The sequence below is a fragment of the Gordonia sp. i37 genome (assembly GCF_002043085.1).
Classification (GTDB): domain Bacteria; phylum Actinomycetota; class Actinomycetes; order Mycobacteriales; family Mycobacteriaceae; genus Gordonia; species Gordonia polyisoprenivorans.
Genome location: NZ_MVPX01000252.1, coordinates 1 through 17200 on the forward strand (window position 1 = coordinate 1; position 17200 = coordinate 17200).

The 17200-nt window shown below is 67.3% G+C and carries 15 protein-coding genes; 6 read left to right on the forward strand and 9 right to left on the reverse strand.

The window, feature by feature from the left end:
- Positions 1-2280 (reverse strand): Tex family protein (locus B1964_RS11790; RefSeq protein WP_172398819.1); only part of this gene is annotated, 2280 nt, incomplete at its 3' end.
- 83 nt (positions 2281-2363) lie between these two features.
- The gene (locus B1964_RS11795) at positions 2364-3359 is read right to left on the reverse strand and encodes a hypothetical protein (protein WP_079929864.1); all 996 of its coding nucleotides are present in this window, start codon (positions 3357-3359) and stop codon (positions 2364-2366) included.
- A gap of 112 nt (positions 3360-3471) precedes the next feature.
- Between B1964_RS11795 and B1964_RS11800 the strand changes: the two genes are divergently transcribed.
- Positions 3472-5343, forward strand: a complete 1872-nt coding sequence (locus B1964_RS11800; RefSeq protein WP_079929873.1) for an acyl-CoA thioester hydrolase/BAAT C-terminal domain-containing protein — start codon at positions 3472-3474, stop codon at positions 5341-5343.
- 20 nt (positions 5344-5363) lie between these two features.
- Here B1964_RS11800 and B1964_RS11805 read toward each other — a convergent pair whose 3' ends face one another.
- Positions 5364-6383, reverse strand: a complete 1020-nt coding sequence (locus tag B1964_RS11805; RefSeq protein WP_079929874.1) for an LLM class flavin-dependent oxidoreductase — start codon at positions 6381-6383, stop codon at positions 5364-5366.
- A gap of 74 nt (positions 6384-6457) precedes the next feature.
- Between B1964_RS11805 and B1964_RS11810 the strand changes: the two genes are divergently transcribed.
- Positions 6458-7558 (forward strand): beta-eliminating lyase-related protein, encoded by a 1101-nt coding sequence (locus B1964_RS11810; protein WP_079929865.1) that lies wholly within the window; start codon positions 6458-6460, stop codon positions 7556-7558.
- Between the two features lie 50 nt (positions 7559-7608).
- On the opposite strand, the gene B1964_RS11815 is transcribed toward B1964_RS11810, so the two are convergent.
- Entirely contained in the window at positions 7609-8484 is an 876-nt protein-coding gene (locus B1964_RS11815) for a hypothetical protein (RefSeq protein WP_249155029.1), read from the reverse strand.
- 77 nt (positions 8485-8561) lie between these two features.
- Here B1964_RS11815 and B1964_RS11820 point away from each other — a divergent pair, with 77 nt between their 5' ends.
- The 3 genes from B1964_RS11820 (at position 8562) to B1964_RS11830 (ending at position 12084) form a co-directional block, all read left to right on the forward strand.
- Positions 8562-9644 carry an alpha/beta hydrolase gene (locus B1964_RS11820; RefSeq protein ID WP_079929867.1) on the forward strand — a complete coding sequence of 361 codons (1083 nt, stop codon included), beginning with the start codon at positions 8562-8564 and terminating at the stop codon, positions 9642-9644.
- Positions 9645-9783: 139 nt separating this feature from the next.
- Positions 9784-10557 carry an acetoin reductase gene (locus tag B1964_RS11825; protein WP_079929868.1) on the forward strand — a complete coding sequence of 258 codons (774 nt, stop codon included), beginning with the start codon at positions 9784-9786 and terminating at the stop codon, positions 10555-10557.
- 153 nt (positions 10558-10710) lie between these two features.
- The gene (locus B1964_RS11830; RefSeq protein ID WP_079929875.1) at positions 10711-12084 is read left to right on the forward strand and encodes an NADP-dependent succinic semialdehyde dehydrogenase; all 1374 of its coding nucleotides are present in this window, start codon (positions 10711-10713) and stop codon (positions 12082-12084) included.
- A 43-nt stretch (positions 12085-12127) separates the two neighbouring features.
- On the opposite strand, the gene B1964_RS11835 is transcribed toward B1964_RS11830, so the two are convergent.
- The 3 genes from B1964_RS11835 to B1964_RS11845 all read right to left on the reverse strand — a co-directional run bounded on the left by B1964_RS11835 (position 12128) and on the right by B1964_RS11845 (position 14373).
- Positions 12128-13285 carry a GTP-binding protein gene (locus B1964_RS11835; protein WP_079929869.1) on the reverse strand — a complete coding sequence of 386 codons (1158 nt, stop codon included), beginning with the start codon at positions 13283-13285 and terminating at the stop codon, positions 12128-12130.
- A gap of 44 nt (positions 13286-13329) precedes the next feature.
- Positions 13330-13752 (reverse strand): nitroreductase family deazaflavin-dependent oxidoreductase, encoded by a 423-nt coding sequence (locus tag B1964_RS11840; RefSeq protein WP_026920084.1) that lies wholly within the window; start codon positions 13750-13752, stop codon positions 13330-13332.
- A gap of 144 nt (positions 13753-13896) precedes the next feature.
- Positions 13897-14373: an OsmC family protein gene (locus tag B1964_RS11845; protein ID WP_079929876.1), complete on the reverse strand. Its 477-nt coding sequence runs from the start codon at positions 14371-14373 to the stop codon at positions 13897-13899.
- Positions 14374-14580: 207 nt separating this feature from the next.
- Between B1964_RS11845 and B1964_RS11850 the strand changes: the two genes are divergently transcribed.
- On the forward strand, positions 14581-15456 hold the full coding sequence (locus tag B1964_RS11850) for an SDR family oxidoreductase (RefSeq protein WP_079929870.1): 876 nt from the start codon (positions 14581-14583) through the stop codon (positions 15454-15456).
- 9 nt (positions 15457-15465) lie between these two features.
- Here B1964_RS11850 and B1964_RS11855 read toward each other — a convergent pair whose 3' ends face one another.
- The gene (locus B1964_RS11855; RefSeq protein WP_079929871.1) at positions 15466-16005 is read right to left on the reverse strand and encodes a hypothetical protein; all 540 of its coding nucleotides are present in this window, start codon (positions 16003-16005) and stop codon (positions 15466-15468) included.
- An 85-nt stretch (positions 16006-16090) separates the two neighbouring features.
- Positions 16091-17005: an exodeoxyribonuclease III gene (locus tag B1964_RS11860; RefSeq protein WP_079929872.1), complete on the reverse strand. Its 915-nt coding sequence runs from the start codon at positions 17003-17005 to the stop codon at positions 16091-16093.
- Positions 17006-17200 lie beyond the last annotated feature (195 nt).

Below are 17200 nucleotides of genomic sequence, written 5' to 3' on the forward strand. Positions count from 1 at the left end.
CCCCCCGTCCTTGGCTCCGTCCTTGGCCCCGCCACGTCGCGCACCACCGCCGGAGACCTCGTCCTGCAGGCGAAGAGTGAGGCCGATCCGCTGTCGTTCGACGTCGACCTCGAGGACCTTGACCCGGACGACCTGCCCCGAACGCACGACCTCATGGGGATCGGACACGAAGCGATCAGACATCGCCGAGACGTGCACGAGCCCGTCCTGATGGACGCCGACATCAACGAACGCGCCGAACGCGGCGACGTTGGTGACGACACCTTCGAGCACGATGCCGGGCGTGAGGTCGGCGACCTTCTCCACACCGTCGGCGAAGGTCGCGGTGGTGAAGGCCGGACGCGGGTCACGTCCGGGTTTCTCCAACTCGGCGAGGATGTCGGTCACCGTCGGCACACCGAAACGCTCGTCGGCGAAATCGGCCGGGCGCAGAGATCGCAGGGTGCGTTCGTTACCGATCAATTCGGCGAGGCCGATGCCCGAACGATCGAGAATTCGACGCACCACCGGATAGGACTCCGGGTGCACGCCCGAACCGTCGAGCGGGTCGTCGCCGTCGCGGATGCGCAGGAAGCCCGCGCACTGTTCGAATGCCTTGGGCCCGAGTCGCGGAACATCGAGCAGCGCCGTGCGATTGCGGAACGCACCGACCGAATCACGATGGGTGACGATCGCCTCGGCCAGCGTCGGCGTCACTCCGGACACCTTGGCGAGCAGCGGGACCGAGGCGGTGTTGAGGTCCACGCCGACCGCGTTGACGGCATCTTCGACCACCGCGTCCAGACTTCGCGCCAGCGTGCCCGGGGTGACGTCGTGCTGATACTGGCCGACACCGATCGATTTCGGTTCGATCTTGACCAGTTCGGCCAGCGGGTCCTGCAGGCGCCGCGCGATCGAGACCGCGCCGCGCAACGACACGTCGAGGGCCGGGAGTTCGCGCGAGGCGTACTCCGAGGCCGAGTACACCGACGCGCCGGCCTCGCTCACCATCGCCTTGGTCGGCACCGCAGCACCGGCCGATTTGATGTCGGCGATGAGTTCGGTTGCCAGTGCATCGGTTTCGCGGGACGCGGTGCCGTTGCCTATCGCGATCAACTCCACCTGATGACGTGCGATGAGCGCACCGAGCGTCGCCTTGGCCTGATCCCACTGCTTCTGCGGCTGATGCGGATAGATCGCGCACGTGTCGAGCACCTTGCCGGTGGCGTCGACCACCGCGACCTTCACCCCGGTCCGGAATCCCGGGTCGAGGCCGAGGGTGGTGCGCGCACCGGCCGGTGCGGCCAGCAGCAGATCCTTCAGGTTGGTCGCGAACACCGCGACGGCGTCCTGCTCGGCGCGCTGACGCAGTCGGACGCGGGCGTCCACGGCCGCCGACACCATCAGTTTGGTCCGCCATGCCCAGCGCACGGTCTGCGACAACCACGGGGTTGCCGGGCCCGGATGCGACCGGTCGACACCGAGCGTGGCCGCGACCATCGCCTCGTACTCGTCGTCCTCGCCGGCATCGAAATCCAGCGAGAGCACGTCCTCCTTCTCACCCCGCAGCACGGCGAGCACCCGATGCGACGGCATCTTCTCCAGCGGTTCGGAGAACTCGAAATAGTCGCGGAACTTCTGTCCGGCAGGGGTTTTCGCAACCACCTCGGAGCGCGGCGCGGTCCGCAGCGCGCCCTGCGACCACAGTTTCTCGCGGACGGCGCCCACGAGCTCGGCGTCCTCCGCGGCCCGTTCGATGAGAATGTGACGTGCGCCCTCGAGGGCTGCCGCGGCGTCGGCGACACCCGCGGAATCCCCGTCCGCCGGGGCGACGAATCCGGCCGCCACGTCCTCGGGGACGAGGGTGGGATCGTCGAGCAGTCGCTGCGCCAACGGCTCGAGACCGGCCTCTCGGGCGATCTGGGCCTTGGTGCGGCGTTTGGGCTTGTAGGGCAGGTAGATGTCCTCGACACGCGACTTGGTGTCGGCGGCGACGAGCGCAGCCTTCAGTTCGTCGGTGAGTTTGCCCTGCTCGGAGATGGAGGCCAGCACGGCGGCCCGGCGCTCGTCGAGTTCCCGCAGGTACCGCAGTCGTTCGTCGAGTAGGCGCAGTTGCGCGTCGTCGAGGCTGCCGGTCACCTCCTTGCGGTACCGCGCGATGAACGGGACCGTCGAGCCCTCGTCGAGCAGCGCGACGGCTGCGGCGACCTGGTGCTCCCCGACGGCCAGTTCTTCGGCCAGACGTGCGTTGACGGACTTGACTCCGGGTATTGCCGGTGCGCTCGAACTCACCCGGTGCACCCTACCGAAGGGGTGCGACAGCCCGGCGGGTCAGGCACATGCGTGTCGGTTCACCGGGTCATGGGTCGGTCGTCACCGACCGCTCAGGTCGCCTCGATCGCCGCGCGGAACTCCTCGGAGCGGTAGAACGGTTCGAATTGTCGGCGGACCACCGGCTCGAGCATGTCCCGCTCGTCGAGCCGCGACATCACCGCCGGACCGAAGCGCAGCCCCTCCTCGATCAGATCCGCTCGACCGATACCGAGGTCGGCGAGGAGGTCGATTAGCGTCACCGCACCGTACTTGTCGAAGACGTGGTCGATGCCCTCGTCGAGGAGTGCGCGAAAATAGTCGGTGTCGCGGAAGGACTTCCAGAACTCGAACAGTACGACGACGAGGTCGTCGATGTCGTCGTCGGTCACCAGTTCGCGCCACCAGCCGACCGAGTCGTCCGAGCGCAACCGCCACAGATCGCGCGCCGCGTCGAGCAGGACGGCGTCGCCGTCCTCCTTGGCCGCGGCCAGCACGTAGCTCGCGCCCCGACGGGTGAGGATCGTCAGCGCCGAGGACACCACCGGCACGAGCGGACTTGCGAGCCGGGTGACCCCGCGGACCACCGTGGCGGCCACGCCAGGGCCGCCGGCCATCGCGCGCCCGTCGGCGACTGCGGCGTCGAAGGCGTGCGCCACCACATCCACGCAGGCATCGACCGCGGCCGGGCTGGTCGCGATCTCCGCGGCGATCCGGCGGGCGATCCCGGTCTCGGCGATCGCCGTGAACAATTCGTCGGCGTGCCGTGCGTCGAGTACCTCCGTCATCGCGATCTCGTCGTTGACGCGATGGCGGTACAGGCGAGCAGCGATCTCACCGACCAACTCCGGGATCGAGCCCTCCACCGGCAACTGCACGGTGTACTTGTGGGCGGTCAGCTTGATCAGGTCACGGGTGATGACGTCGTCGAGGGTCAACCGGGACACGTCGCCGAGGAAGGCATCGACCTGCTCGACCACGAGTTGGCCGTAAGAGTGGGGGTCGCGCAGTTCGCGCAAGGTGAAAGAGATCTGGGCCTCGAGCAGGCGCGTGGCGAGATCGTCGGTCATCTCACCAGGGTGTCACACCAGGTGGAGGAGTTCGTCGCATTCTCGTGGTCGGCGACGGGTCGGACTCGTAAACTCCCACCGTGCGGGTTTCTTCGGAAGAATGTGGGCTTTCATGGGCTTCCTGATCGGATTCTCCCCCTGGATCGTGTACTGGATTCTGGTGGGCAACATGCCGTTTCGCGGTGCCGTGCTCATCGCGCTGGGATTGTCGGTGATCGCGGTGGCCGTGCAGCGCATCCGCAAACAGCCCTGGCATTCCCTCGAGGTCGGCGCGGTCGTGGTGTTCGTGATCCTGTCGGTGTTGTCGTTCACCGTCAGCGACAGATTCCTCGAGCAATGGCTGCAGCCGCTGGGTAATGCCGGCATCTTCCTCGTCGCGTTGACGGGCCTGCTGATCGGTCGCCCGTTCGTCCGCGAATACGCTGCCGCCTCGGTCGACGCCGCGACGGCCCGCAGCGACGGTTTCCGGGTGATCACCACCGCGATGACGTGGATGTGGACCACGGTCTTCGCATTGATGACACTCATCTCGTGCATTCCCCCGATCATCCAGGGACAGGCCACGATTCGGGATGGCGGTTCGGTGGCCTCGGTGCTCTGCTATTGGGTCATACCGTTCACGATGATGGGGTTGGCCGGCACCGCGTCGGGAGTGTTCCCGTCCTGGTTCGACAAGAAGACCGCGGCGATGTCCGAGCGCGAGGGCGCCGCCGATCCCGGCGCTCCGGTACCCCAGCCGCCGGCTGCCCCGCCGGTCACCGATCCCCATCTACAGCTGCAAGTGCCGCACACCTCCCGCCACGACGAGCCGTTCGCGATCACCGTCTCCACCCGCGCGACCTCGCCGGTGGCGCTGAGCGTTTCCGGGGCAGATCTGTACGGCCGCATGTGGACCTGGCGCGGGTCGGTCGAGAATGGCCAGACGATCGCCGACGAACCGATCTGGGCGATGCAATTCGACGGCCCGGCCGACCGCGCCGACCTGTTCATCCCGCCGGAGCAACCATGGCAGGTCCGGGTCGAGGCCTCCGTGGACGGTCGGAGCGCGGCACTGACCTGCCTGCGTCGGGCCACCGACCCGGCAGTGGAGGTGATCGAGATCGACGTCGACGGGCGACGGGCACTGCTGGCCGTACCGGCGTCGGCGACCGGCCCCGCCGTCGTCTGTTTCGGCGGATCGGAAGGCGGGGGGGATTCGCAGCGGGCGGCCGTCTGCGCTCTCGCGTCCCGCGGGGTCACGGCACTGGCCTATGCGTGGCTCGACGACGGTCCCGACGCCGCTCCGATCGCCGACATCCCACTCGAACGATTCGCCGCAGCAGTGCACTGGCTGTCGGAGCACGTCGGCGGCCCGGTCGCCGCAATGGGCATCTCGCGCGGCGCCGAGGGTCTCGCGGCCACACTGGCCCGCGAGGCCGATCTCGCCGTGTCTGCGGTGATCCTGCTCAGCCCGAGCAGCGTCACCTGGCAGGCGATCGGGCCCGACGGGGAGATCCCGGGAACATCGTCGTGGACTCATCGCGGACAACCGTGCGCCTACGCCTCACTGCCGAGCGGGGCGTTGATGCCACAACTCGTCGGCAACGCCTGGCGGTTGTCGCGCGACGTCGCGGCGCACCGTCCGACCGTGCTCCGACTGCATCCCGCCTACGAGGAAGGCCTCGCTCGTGACGTCCCACCCGACGCGGTGATCGCCGCGGAGTCCATCGGGTGCCCCGTCCTCACGGTCAGCGGCTCCGACGACGAGCTCTGGCCTTCGGAGTCGATGGCCGATGTCCTGCTCGGACGCCGGAACAACCCGGCGGACAGACACATTCGGTACGAGGGAGCCGGGCATTTCCTGCGGCCCGGACTCTATCCGTCGACCGTGTCGAGGACCGGCGGAATCGCCCTCGGCGGCCGCCCTGCCGACCAGGCGGCGGCGTGCCTGTCGTTGACCGAGGAACTGGTGGGCTTCCTCGTCGGCGCACGGCACACGGTGTGAGTCGCACAGCGTGAGTCACCTCACGCCGGTGTCCACCCCAGCGCCGGCCCGAGGCGCTGTGCCATGTCGGTGATGATCTGCCGGTAGTCTTCGTCGTCGAAGCTGAACGGCAGAGCGAACGCCACCTCGTCAGCACGCTGGAACCCCTTGTGCTGGTACAGAATCTCCGCGAGTACTTCCGACGGGCCGACGAGGTCCGGGGAGAAGAGCATGCCGCGCGGGCCCTGCGGGGTGAGGGTGCGCGGCAGACGTGCCTCGGCGTAGGCCCGGTACCGGGCGATCTGCTCGGAGCTCGCCGTGTCGGTGGGAATGACCACGAGCCCCTGTGACACGCGCGCCGACGCCGGGTCACGATGGTGGGCCAGGTAGGCATCGATGTGTTCGGCCTGAATGGTCGCGAAGTCGCGCGCGGTGGTGCCCTCGGTGGTGACCACCGACGAGGTCAGATAGTTCAGTCCCTGCTCCCCCGCCCAGATCGCCGACTCGCGCCCGCCGCCGTACCACACCCGGTCGGCCAGCCCCGGTGAGTGTGGTTGCACACGCCGCGAGAACGATTCGATGCCGACGACGCCCTCGAAGTCACTGACGGGGTCGCCACGCAGACAGGACAGCAGGCGGACGACCCGATCCTTGGAGAAGTTCTCGATGTCGTGGGTCTCCGGGTACAGCGCGGCCTTGACGTCGTCGTAACGCATCGGGGTAGCCACGGAGACACCGGGATTGACCCGACCACCGGACAACACATCGACGGTCGCGAGGTCTTCGGCCAGTCGTAGCGGATTCTCCCAGCCGAGCGGGATCACCGCGGTGCCGAGCTGGATTCGACTGGTACGCATGGCGGCCGCGGCCATCACCGCGACCGGCGAGGAGATCCCGAACTGCAGATGCCGGTTGCGCAACCACACACTGTCGAAGCCGAGGTCCTCGGCTCGCTCGATGACGTCGAGGGTCGTGCGGTGCCCGGCCGCCGGATCGGCCTCATCGAACGACCCGATCGTGAGAAAACCCAGCGACCGCAGGGGTCGATCCGTCGTCGGCATGGCTCTCAGTGTGCCGCACCCCGGCGCGGCGAGCACGGCCCCGAGCGCCTTCGACCCTGTGAGAGCCTGAACTCGTGACGCTTCCCTCGATACACGACTCCTCGTGGCACGCCTTTGCCAGCGACAACTACGCCGGTGCCCACCCGGACGTGATGGCTGCGGTCGTCGCCGCCAACGGCGGACACCAGCGGTCCTACGGGACCGATGTCTACACCGAACGACTTCGAGACGTGGTCGCCGCGCAGTTCGGTGAGCAAGCCGAGGTCTTCCCGGTCTTCAACGGAACCGGGGCCAACATCGTCGCCCTGACCGCGGTGACCCCGCGCTGGGGTGCCGTCGTGACCACCTCCGAGGCACATATCAATGTTTCCGAAGGCACTGCACCCGAGCAGGTTTCGGGACTCAAGATCCTCCATGTGCCCACCACGGACGGCAAGCTGCGGCCGGCACAGATCACCGCCGCTGCCCGCGCACTCGGCGACGCACAGCGAGCACAGCCGTCGGCGGTGAGTTTGACGCAGTGCACCGAGGTCGGCACCGTGTACGCCGCGGAGGAGATCACCGAGATCTGCGCGGTGGCGCACGAGCACGGGATGGCGGTGCACATCGACGGAGCCCGCCTGTGGAATGCCGCGGCGGCACTCGACCTCCCGCTACGAGACTTCACCACCGGCGCCGGCGTCGACGTGGTCAGCCTGGGCGGCACCAAGAACGGCGCGCTCGGCGCCGAGGCGGTCATCGTCATCGACCCGGACCGGACCGCGGGCACCGCCTACGTGCGAAAGATGACGACCCAACTGCCGAGCAAGGTGCGGTTCATCTCGGCGCAACTCCTGGCTTTGTTCGACGCCGATCTCGGCCTCCGCAATGCCACGCACGCCAATGCGATGGCCGCGCGACTGCGGTCAGCACTGGAACACCTCGTCGCGAATGGCTCGCTCCCCGGTCTCGGATTCGCCCAGGACAGTCCCACCAATGCGGTGTTCGCGCGACTCCCGGTCCACATCGCCGACCGGATTCGCGAACAGGTGCACTTCTACGACTGGGACCGCCCCTCCGCAGTGGTCCGCTGGATGACGTCGTGGGACACGACCACCACCGACGTCGACCGATTCGTCACCGCCATCACCGACGCCTTCGCGAGCAGTGCCGGCACCGAAGCGGATCAGTCCTGACGATCGGGCGATCTGGGTTCACGGCTGTCGGGGTTCACGGGCGGTCCGATTCACGATGGTCGCTGCTCGAGACGGTAATGCAGACGCAACGCCCGCATCGGTCCGAGATCCAATGCGTGGTCGGTGCGCAGTTCTCCTTCGTCGTCGACGAACACATGGATTCGCTCACGCAACGGGGCGCGGGCGGCGTAGGTCCGTCGGCCGAGGACGACGGTGACATACGCCCCGTCCTCGCCGAAGGTCCGCGATCGCGAGGTCAACACCAGTGAGCCATCCGGCTCGGCGCGCGGCCGCAGATATACGCCGACGTTGCCCGCCTCCAGCGGAAAAACCACCGCCACATGGGGTTGTGCCGATCCGGGCAGCATCGCGCTGCGATAGAAGCCGCTGTAGACGGCCGAGCCGTCCAGACGCAGCGTCCGTAGCCAGGCCGCTCCGGCACGATGTCCGTCGACGTCATCGATCACCCGCACGCGACTGGTCATGCCGCGGCTCACCGACAATGGTGCGGTCGGTAGCGCCAGCTGCCGAACGCGGCGACCGAAGAGACCGGCGATCGCTGCCGCACCGGGCGCAAGCAGTGGATTCCATTGCGCCCAGACCTCCATGCGCCAGCGCGCGGTGTGTTCATAGAAGTCCCGGACCAGCGGATGCAGTTGTGTCGCAGTGAAGTCGGGCCCGTCGAGCACACTCATGTCGTCGAAGAGTCCGTCGTCGGCGGAGATCGGGCGGACCCGCCCCGAGCGGTCGAGGTCGTCGAACCATGCGTCGCCGACGGTGTGCCGACGATTCATCGGGCCGCGCAGGAAGGCGTGCTCGGACGAGTCGAGGTCGACTGTTCGTCCGACGAGTCGCCACCATGTCCGTGAGGGCAGGTCCAATGCGTGCAGCAACCGGTCCGCCGTCGGCGTCGTGCGCGTGGTCATGGACGCAGATCGTAGGTGACGGTGCTCGATCGCGACGAAGCGACACACACGCCCACCGCGCCGGCGATAATCGGCGCATGGTCGATCCCGAATTGCGCACCATTCCCGCTGGACTCGTCGATGTCACCGTCGGGGTGAGCGATCCCGAGGTGACGAGTGCCGACGCCCTGAGCCACTTCGCCCCGGACGATCCGGCGATGCCGATGTATCAGGTGATCGCCAACAACCGGGCGCCGGTTGCCCTGCGCGACTTGATGATCGCGCCGGTGCGCAGCGGCTACGTCGGCGACGGTCACCAACCCGATCCGACACTCGTCCCGCCGTCGGGCGCACAGGCCGTACCGGAAGTCGATGTGAGCGAGATCTATGTGCCGGTCGACGGCGGGGTCGCCCGCTGCCAGCTGTATCGACCGACGGGCACCGATCCCGAGGAACTGCTGCCGGTACTCGTGTACTTCCACGGCGGTGGCTTCACCGTCGGCAGCTCCGACGACTGCGATTTCCTCACCCGCAAACTCGCCGCCACCAACCGTGCGTTGGTGGTGTCGGCCAATTACCGTCTCGCGCCGGAGTTTCCGTTTCCGGTACCGCTCGACGACGCCTACGGCGTGTATCGCTGGGTGACGGGCAATGCCTCACGTATCGGTGGCGACACTCGTTTCCTCGGAGTCGCCGGTGACTCGTCGGGCTCGAACTTTGCCGCCGCGATACCGCTGCGGTGTGCCGACGACGGGGTTCGCACCCCCGACGCCGTGGTGCTGTTGGGCGCGATGGTGGACTTCCGGTTCGAGCGCTGGTCGTCATTTCGTGAGCAGGCTCCGCGCGGCATCGTCTACGACACCGCGTTCACCGGATTCATCCGCGGCGCCTATCTGCCAACCACCCCGTGGGATCACCCGTATGCCAGTCCGATCGAGGGCGATCTGCATGCGTTTCCACCGACGGTGATCGCGACCGGCACCCACGACCCGATCATCGATTCGGCGCGTGCCTTCGCCGATCGCCTCGGCGAAGCGGGCACCTCGGTGACCACGTACTTCCCCGCCGGGATGCCGCACGGGTTCTATTTCTTTCCCGGCGTGCACCCCGAGGAGGACGTCGCGTATCGCATCGTGGCCGATGCGTTGGCACCGCTGATCAGCATGGCCACCGCCGGCTGATCGGCGGTTGGGCGGGCGCGGCGACCCGATGCGGGGGTTGCATCGCCATGCAACCCTATGACCCACGTCACTCCTCGTCGTAGCGTCATGCGCGCACCGGACCGATCAGCGCCCGGGAAGTCGAGAACGAGGAGAAGCGATGAGCGTCGCGCATGTCACCGGGGCCGCACGGGGAATCGGCAAAGCGATAGCGTTGCGGCTGGCCCACGACGGGCACGACGTGGCCGTCTCGGATCTACCGTCCATGGCCGGTGAGCTGAAGGACACCCGCGCCGAGATCGAGGCGACCGGAGTCGCCTCGGTCGACCTCACCGGTGACGTGTCGGTGCGCCACGACGTCCGGTCGTTGATCAGTGGGACCGCCGAGGCGTTGGGTTCACTCGATGTGATGGTCGCCAATGCCGGTGTCGCACAGACGAAGGCGCTGCTCGATGTCACCCCGGAGGAGTTCGACGCAATCCACGCCGTGAACTCACGTGGGGCGTTCCTGTGCTACACCGAGGCCGCTCGCCAGATGATCGCGCAGGGGTCCGGCGGCAAGATCATCGGGGCCGCATCCATCGCCGCGCACAAGGGCTTTGCCTTGTTGGGTGTCTACTGCTCGACCAAGTTCGCACTGCGTGCCCTGACCCAGTCCGCGGCGCAGGAATGGGCGCCGCACGGTATCACGGTCAACGCCTATTGTCCGGGCATCGTCGACACCGCGATGTGGGAGGAGATCGACCACGACCTCGGCGAGATCAATCACGTCGGCAAGGGCGAGTCGATGAAGGCCATGGCCGCCGGGATCACGCTCGGACGCGTGTCGACCGGAGATGACGTCGCCAAACTCGTGTCCTTCCTGGCGGGTCCGGACTCCGACTACATGACCGGCCAGGCGGTGCTCGTCGACGGCGGGATGATCTTCGTCTGAGCGTGGTGGCCCTGCCGCGCGGCGCCGTGGCTGATCTCGACGGGGTTTGCGATCGGCTCGACGGTGGTAATCGTGGAGGGACAGTCATGGGAGGTGGATCTCCTCCACCTCCCACGATATCCACCGCCCTCGATGCAGAAGGGACTGACGATCATGGCCATCGCCACCGTCGACCCGACCACCGGCAGCACGATCCGCGAGTTCGAGCCCATGACCGACGATGAGGTCGACGCCGCGCTCGACCGCGCGGCGCAGGCATTCCCCGGTTACCGCAGAACGACTTTCGAGCAGCGCGCAGGGTGGCTACATGCGACGGCCGATCTGCTCGAGGCCGAGGCGGACGAGACCGCGGCGATGATGACCCAGGAGATGGGCAAGACCCTCTCGGCCGCGAAGGCCGAGGTCCTCAAGTGCGCGAAAGCCTTTCGCCACTATGCCGACCACGGCGCCGCCATGTTGGCCGACGAGATCGCCGACGCCGATGCCGTCGGGGCGAGCCGCGCGTACATGCGTTACCAGCCGCTCGGTGTGATTCTCGCGGTCATGCCGTGGAACTTCCCATTGTGGCAGGCGGTCCGCTTCATCGCCCCTGCCCTGATGGCCGGCAACGTCGGTGTCCTCAAACACGCGTCGAACGTCCCGCAGTCGGCGCTCTACATCTCCGACGTGCTGCGGCGTGCCGGTCTACCCGAGGGCTGCTTCCAGACCCTGCTGATCCCCTCGTCGATGGTCGAGCCGATCCTGCGCGACGCCCGGGTGGCTGCGGCCACGCTCACCGGCAGCGAGCCGGCGGGACGTGCGGTGGCCGCGGTCGCCGGCGACGAGGTCAAGCACACGGTGCTCGAACTCGGCGGCAGCGACCCCTACATCGTCATGCCGAGCGCCGACATCTCCGCGGCCGCCGCGACCGCGGTCACCGCACGGGTGCAGAACAACGGCCAGTCCTGCATCGCCGCAAAGCGTTTCATCGTCCACACCGATGTCTACGACGAGTTCACCGAGGCCTTCGTCGCCGGCTTCGCCGAACTCGTCGTCGGCGATCCCACCGACGAGGCCACCGATGTCGGACCGCTCGCCACCGAGCAGGGACGCGAGGATCTCGAGAAGCTCGTCGACGACGCCGTGGCGGCCGGTGCCACCGTGCTGATCGGCGGGCACCGTCTGGACCGCTCGGGCTGGTTCTACGAGCCGACCGTCATCACCGATGTCACCGACACAATGGATCTCTATGCCGCCGAAGCGTTCGGGCCCGTCGCCGCACTCTATCGGGTCGCCGACATCGAGGAGGCGATCGCGATCGCCAACGACACGACCTTCGGCCTCGGCGGCAATGCCTGGACCACCGATCCTGCCGAGCAGCAACGCTTCATCGACGAGATCGACTCCGGTCAGGTGTTCATCAACGGGATGACCACCTCGTATCCCGAGCTCGGTTTCGGTGGCATCAAGCGTTCCGGGTACGGGCGCGAGCTCACCGCCCACGGCATTCGCGAGTTCTGCAACATCAAGACGGTGTGGATCGGCTGACGCTTGCGTCGATGGCACATTGCGCACCATGACCCGTCGGCCGTCAGTGGTGGTGTTGCGCGGGAATGTTCCAGCGTGGCAGCGGATCCGGGTAACCGACCCACGCCTCGGGTCCGGCGAGCATCTCGTCGTCGGTCAGTAGTGCCGATTCGAGGAGGCGCACGGGTTCGCGCTTGTCGAGATGAATCCCGATGAAGACCAGCTCCTGACCCGGCCCGGCGAGCGGGTCGTGCTCGGGCGGCGTCCAGTACTGTGCGGGTTCGATCATGAGGTTCGGGCCCGCCTGCGACCAGACTGCAACGATGTCGGGTCGGCTCGCGATCCAGCAGAAACCCTTGCTGCGCAACACTCCTCGGAGCCCGTCGAGAGCGTCGGCGAGGCGTGCCGGATGAAACGGCCGCTCGGCGCGGAACGCCACCGACCCGATTCCGTACTCCTCGGTCTCGGGCACGTGGCCGCCGAGGAGTTCGTCGTCCCAGCCGGCCACCGCCGCGGCGGCCTCGTGGTCGAACAGACCCGTGCCGATCACCCGGTCCAGTGGCACCTCGCCGTGGGTGGTGACGATGACCTGGGCGCGCGGATTGAGTCGGCGCACCGTCGCCTCGACGCGGCCGAGCTGATCCGCACCGACCAGGTCGGTCTTGTTGAGGATCACCACGTCGGCGAATTCGACCTGGTCGACGAGGAGGTCGGCGATGGTGCGTTCGTCCCCGTCGCCGGCTTGCAGGGCGCGGTCGTCGAGGCGTTCACCACGCGCCAGCTCGGTGAGAAAGGTCGAGCAGTCGACGACGGTCACCATCGTGTCGAGGACGGCCAGGTCGGCCAGCGAGGAGCCGTCCTCGAAGACCCAGTCGAAGGTTGCGGCAACGGGCATGGGCTCGGAGATGCCGGTCGATTCGATGACGAGATGGTCGAATCGACCCGCCCGGGCGAGATCACCGACCGCGTCGATGAGGTCTTCGCGCAGAGTGCAGCAGATACACCCGTTGGTGAGTTCGACCATGCGCTCCTCGGTGCGGTCGAAGCCACCGAGGTCGATGAGCGAGGCATCGATGTTGATCTCGCTCATGTCGTTGACGATGACGGCGATGCGCCTGCCCTCGCGGTTGGCGAGCAAGGTGTTGAGCAGGGTGGTCTTACCGGATCCGAGGAAACCGGAGAGGACCGTGACAGGAAGCTGGGCTGCAGCGGGGGAGGACACCCGCTAATGATAATTGTTTTCATTAGCGGGTGTCCACGCGGGTGTCACTCCAGAACGAACACCGGGATCAGCCGGTCGGTGTTGACCTGATATTCGGCGTACGGCGGATAGGCGGCCACGGCCAGATTCCACCAGTGCTCTCGCTCGTCTCCGCTGACCTCGCGGGCGGTGAGCTCGGCGACCTTCTGGCCGTCCTGCACGGTGACCTGCGGGTGGGCCTTGACGTTGTGGTACCAGGCCGGATGCTCGGGAGCCCCGCCCTTGGAGGCGACCATCGCGTATCGGCCGTTCTCCTCGACGCGCATCAGCGGAACATAGCGCTTCTTGCCGGATTTCGCCCCGGTCGTGGTGAACAGCACGACCGGCCGGTCGGCCACCTGGACCCCGTCGGTGGTCCCCTGCTCCAGGATCTTCGCGGTCTGCTCGCGCACCCAATCGGTCGGACTCAGTTCTGGTTCATCGCTCATGCCCGGGGCCAACGCACCCGGCCCGCCGGGTATTTCCACCCCCGCGGCACATCACCGACGATCGGTCGGTGACGGGCCGGTCATTGTCCATCGACAGTGTCACTCGGTCAGGGGTCACTCGGTCAGGGGTCACTCGGTCAGGGGTCACTCGGTCAGGGGAGCATTCGTCCACTCGTTGCGGAATTCGAGTCCGCTCCGGATGAACAGTTGGCTGACCGGGCAGCGTCGCTCCACCTCCGATACGAACTCGGCGAACGTGTCCGCGTCGGCGTCGGTCTGCACCGTTGCCTGCACGGTGACCGAGGTGAAGTTGGCGTTGCCGTCCGCCCCGGCGACCAGCACCGCGGTGTCCAGGTCGCCTTGCACCCGAAAGTCGAACGCGCCGAGCGAGATTCCCAAGTCCTTGGCAACCAGGGATGCGGTCACCTGGTTGCACGAGGTCAGGGCGCCGAGTGCGTAGAACAGCGGGCTCGGCGCGGCATCACGCCCACCGAATGCGGGATAGGCGTCGGTGTCGAATTCGTGTGCCACCGGCCCTTCGCTGACGAGGTGCTGTGCCACACCGGTTCCCGCCGCGGTGAGGACGAACGGGACAACGGTGGTGCGGATGGTGGCGGTCATGGGTCCTCCCGGGTCGATGGCGATCACCACCCACCTTTGTTGCCGGGACGGCAGCCGACGAGCGTTGTGGCCGCGGTGATCGCAACCCCGGTCCACCCGAGGAATGCCTGCGTCGCGGTGTCGTTGATGTCAAGGGTGTGTGCACTCCCGACGCGGGAGCCGAGCCCATCCAACGCATTCCCATCCAACGATGTGAGGAGAATCCCGATGAGTCCTGTGGACAGCGGTGCCGAGACGAGCGATCAGGCCACGAACACCGATGGCGGCAAGGTCTGGTTCATCACCGGGACCTCACGCGGCTTCGGCCGAGAATGGGCGATCGCGGCACTCGATCGCGGCGATCGCGTTGCCGCGACAGCCCGCAACCTCGACTCGCTCGCCGACCTCGTCGACACCTACGGGTCCGCGATCCTGCCGATCGAACTCGACGTCACCGATCGCACCGCAGATATCGCTGCCGTTGCTCGTGCTCACGAGCATTTCGGCCGCCTCGACGTGGTGGTCAACAACGCCGGCTACGGCCAGTTCGGCTTCATCGAGGAACTCTCCGAGTCGCAGGCGCGCGACCAGATCGAGACCAATGTGTTCGGCGCCCTGTGGATCACGCAGGCGGCGCTGCCGTTCCTGCGTGCGCAGCGCTCCGGTCACATCATTCAGGTGTCCTCGATCGGCGGTATCAGCGCATTCGCCAACATCGGCATCTACAACGCGTCCAAGTGGGCACTCGAGGGTTTCTCCCAGGCGTTGGCCGCCGAGGTCGAGGCGTTCGGCATCCACGTGACGTTGGTCGAGCCGGGCGGATTCGACACCGATTGGGCCGGGGCGTCGGCCAAGCACGCCACGACGCTCACCGACTATGACGAGGTCCGCGAGACCGCGGCTCGGGCGCGCCGGTCGCGCACCTCATCACCCGGCGACCCACACGCCTCGGCTGCGGCGATCCTGCAGATCGTCGACGCCGACGAGCCGCCGCTGCGGGTGTTCTTCGGCACCGCCCCGCTCGACATCGCGAAGGCCGACTACGCGAGCCGGCTCACCGAGTGGGAAAAATGGCAGCACGTGGCCGAACTCGCCCAGGGCTGACCCGGCCGCCTACCTGATCGTGTAGACGACACCATCGCCCGCCGCGGCCCGGTCGGACATGAACTGCGCAGCGGTGCGCAGAAAGTTGGTGATGTCCTCGGCCTTCCAGGTGATTCCGCGGGCGAGGGCCGGGTGGTCGTCCGCCACGAGGGGCACCAGCATGAGATCACGCGCGATCGCCGCGGTGTCCGTTGTATCGAGGACCCGGACCCAGGGGGTGAACGAATAGTCCTGTCCATAGGACACACTGGGCATCCCCTCGACCAACGTATACGACTCCCGCGGGCCGGAATCGTCGTCGCGGCCGGAGAAGATGTCCTGGAATACACGAAAAGCCTTGTCCAGGTACAGCATCGTGGGGCGCGGCTTGGCGTCGAGCGCGAAGACGCAGTCACTGGCCACCGTCTCGCCGTTCTCGGTCTCGACCGAGACCGGCACCAGGCCCCATGCGTCGCCGAGGGGATCGGCACCGAGGAACAGTCCTGGATCACGGTGTGCGTCGTCGATACGGTCGCCGGGTACCGGATATGCGTAGTAGCGAATTCCCATGTGCCACAGTGTTCATCGCCGGTGCCGAGGCGGGGTCCGGACCATCCACAGCGATGTAGGCGCGGCGCACGGCTGTGGACAAGACCTATGCGGGATCGGGGCAGATGTGCATGCGATAGTTTACCACGAGTGGGGCGTGGTCGGAGAGCCGTTGCGCGGCCGACGGTTCCTTGTCGACCGTCACCTGGGTCGCGCACGCGGCCAGTCGGGGTGTCGCGAGTTGGTGATCGACTCGCCAGCCCACATCCTTGGCGAACGACTCTCCCGCCCAGCTCCACCAGGTCAGTGGGCCCGGCCGCGCTCCGTGTACCCGTCGCACCACGTCGACGAGGCGACGGGTCCCGAGGATCGACTCGAACCATTCACGGTCCTCGGGGAGGAATCCGTCCATCGAGCGGGCAGCGCGCCAGTTCGTCACGTCGTGCTGGGTGTGGGCGATGTTGAGATCCCCGACGAGCAGGAAGTCACGGCCCGCGCGGTGCGCAGCACGACGACTGCGGTCCAACTCCCGGCTGAATGCCGCGAGAAATCGTTGTTTGCGTTCGTACTTCTGGCCGCCATCGGGTTTCTCGCGCATCGAGCCGGGCCGCTGTCGGTGTGCGGGAAGTCCACCTTTCGGGAGGTAAAGGCAGGCCACGGTCACCGGCTGTTCGGCGAGGTCGACCTCGAGGTACCGACCATGCGTGGCGAATTCACCGAGACCGCGCGCTGTGGGCGGGTGGGTCACCCAGGTGCGCACCGCGGTGCCCGGACGCCTGGTCAGTACGGCCACCCCGTTACGGCCGGCGATCGATCCGACGTCGGCCGCGACCGCGTATCCGGGAAACTCGCCGATCTCCGATGCCGGACACCGCAATTCCTGAAGCGCCACGACATCCGGTGCGCGGGCCGCAAGCCACTCGTCGAATCCGCGGCGTCGCGCGGCGCGGATACCGTTGACGTTGAAGGCGGCAACCGTGAACACGGCGTCGGCCCCGTGAACACCGGGTGGATCAGACACGGTAGGCAACACTACGCGGGCCGTATCCCGTGGCCGAGGCCAGGAGTTGCGCGAAGCATGAACGAAATGCCATCGGGGAGGACCGGAATCGGCGTTACCACAAGTACGCGCAACACTGCGTTGACCACCCTGACCCCCGAATCCCCCACCACCTTCAGGAGCCGTGCGCGATGACCGAAACCCTGACAACCGACG